The following is a 1,914-nucleotide window of genomic DNA, read 5'->3' on the forward strand; positions in this document are numbered from 1 at the left end:
ACCGAGCAAAAATCCCTGTGTCGGGCGGTTCGTCGCTGTCGGTTGGTCGGTTTGCGCGATCGCACCAAGCGTCAAAAGTCGGGATAGAAAAGTTGCAAGTGCTGGAACTTTCCATCACCTCGGAGACTTCCATCACTTCGGTTGGCTCCAAAGTGTAGGGCTCGTACCAATCATCGGGGCACGGGGCCCACTCGCAGAAGGAATCGAGGCCGATTTCTATCAGTTCCGGGTGTTTGGCATCCCAAAGTGCGATCGCATCTCTGAACGCATCGAGGGAGGCAAAATCATCCGGGTCTGGCGGTTCGTCATCTGTTTCTACAGATTCCAGTAGATTTAATTGCCCGGTGGCTTCTGCTTTGTAGTGAACATCGCCGAAATAGGGCGGGTAGGTTGCGAGAAACCGAGGTGAGAAAGTCACGGGGGAAGCACAAAAGCCGATCGCACTTTGGCTCAATTTTGGCTCAATCCGTCCCTTGCCATCGCCACGGTTCGGCGGTTGTTCGTCATTGAAGATGGCGGCTAGTTCATTTGGCTGACTACGTAAAGCTCCCCGCGAATCTCTTTGACCATTCCCTGCTGCCGCCAAAACTCGATCGCTTTCTTCGTGTTGGGGATTGCTGCTTTCAATGCCGCTGCTACTTCCATGTAGTTCGGCGGTATCGGTGCCTGGGCAATGTGAATGAGCACGCAGATTTGTAAGTCTGTCGCTCTCTGTGGCATTTCCATCATTTTCCCCCGGTGTAATTTTTGCTGTTTGTGCGATCGGCTTAACGGACGCCTTGGAATAAACGATGCGGCCAAACTTGGACTCGATCGGCTCCTGGGCTTGAACTTCGATCGGCTCCTGGGCTTGAACTTCGATCGGCTCCTGGGCTTGAACTTCGATCGCATCCTGCACCGGTTCGATCGGCTCCTGCACCGGGGAAACTTCCAGTAGTTGCAGCAGCGGGGGATTGACGCCGGCGATGGCATCGATCCAGTTTTGGTGGCACCGGCGATCGCCCTCCGGGAGCACGTTGAGCTGGTAGCCGATTTCCTTGAGTTCCTTGAGGGTTTTCCGTTTCAGTTCGTCAAGCGTGTAGTGCATAAAGGGAAAGGGCGGGAATCCCGCCCGCAAACATCAGGTATAAGCTCTGCAATCTCATATGTGATTGTGGTTTTATGATAGACTCTCATATGAGATTGTGTCAATATCTAATCTTAAATAAGATTCTGCTACCCTAGGAGAGACGTTATGAACGACAGCCATGGCCAAACGCAGGGAATACGGGGAAGTGAAAGTCTCCAAGATGTTCGGACTGACTCCGACGGGAGCGCAGCTTTTGAACGAGTTAGCACGGGAATTGGGAATCAGCCCATCGCAGCTTATCGAGAAGGTAGCTCGCCGGGAGTTACAGCTTATGACACCATTGGGGGAGTGCTCGACCAGCTAATCGACGATGCCGAGCGGCAAAAGGTCAAGAGTCAGGAGTGCATCGACTGGTACAAGCAGGAGCTCCAGGAGTACGAAGCTAAGCTAGAGAACCTGCGAAAGTTGAAACAGTTACAGCTACAGCAGCAGCAACAGCAACAGCAACAGCAACAATCACAGTCATCAGCCACTAACGGCGGGGAAACCCTCGCAGAATAACCGCAACAGAAACCAGCGCCTGTGTCAGGTGCTGGTTTTGCGTTAGTAATTAGTCATTAGTTATTAGTCGTTAGAGGCGATCGCACTTATGAACAAAGGTGAGCTGATTGATGCAGTTGCGGAAAAGGCTAGCGTGACGAAAAAGCAGGCAGATGCTGTTTTGAGTGCCGCTCTGGAAGCAATCATGGAAACTGTCTCTGGTGGTGGCAAAGTGACACTGGTGGGATTCGGCAGTTTTGAAGCAAGGGAGCGGAAAGAGCGTGAGGGCCGCAATCCCAAAACCG

The 1,914-nt window shown here is 52.5% G+C and carries 3 protein-coding genes; 2 read left to right on the top strand and 1 reads right to left on the bottom strand.

Annotated features, from left to right (window positions below; all coding sequences use genetic code 11):
* On the bottom strand, positions 1-1,087 hold a 1,087-nt coding region (locus tag QUA10_RS28900; protein ID WP_333086482.1), incomplete at its 3' end, for a hypothetical protein.
* 147 nt (positions 1,088-1,234) lie between these two features.
* Here QUA10_RS28900 and QUA10_RS28905 point away from each other — a divergent pair.
* Together QUA10_RS28905 and QUA10_RS28910 are read left to right on the top strand one after the other, a co-directional pair.
* The gene (locus QUA10_RS28905) at positions 1,235-1,630 is read left to right on the top strand and encodes a hypothetical protein (RefSeq protein ID WP_333086484.1); all 396 of its coding nucleotides are present in this window, start codon (positions 1,235-1,237) and stop codon (positions 1,628-1,630) included.
* An 88-nt stretch (positions 1,631-1,718) separates the two neighbouring features.
* The coding region (locus QUA10_RS28910) for an HU family DNA-binding protein (RefSeq protein WP_333086485.1) at positions 1,719-1,914 on the top strand (196 nt) is incomplete at its 3' end.

This window comes from Microcoleus sp. Pol8_D6, assembly GCF_036700965.1.
In the GTDB taxonomy this organism is placed as follows: Bacteria; Cyanobacteriota; Cyanobacteriia; order Cyanobacteriales; family Microcoleaceae; genus Microcoleus.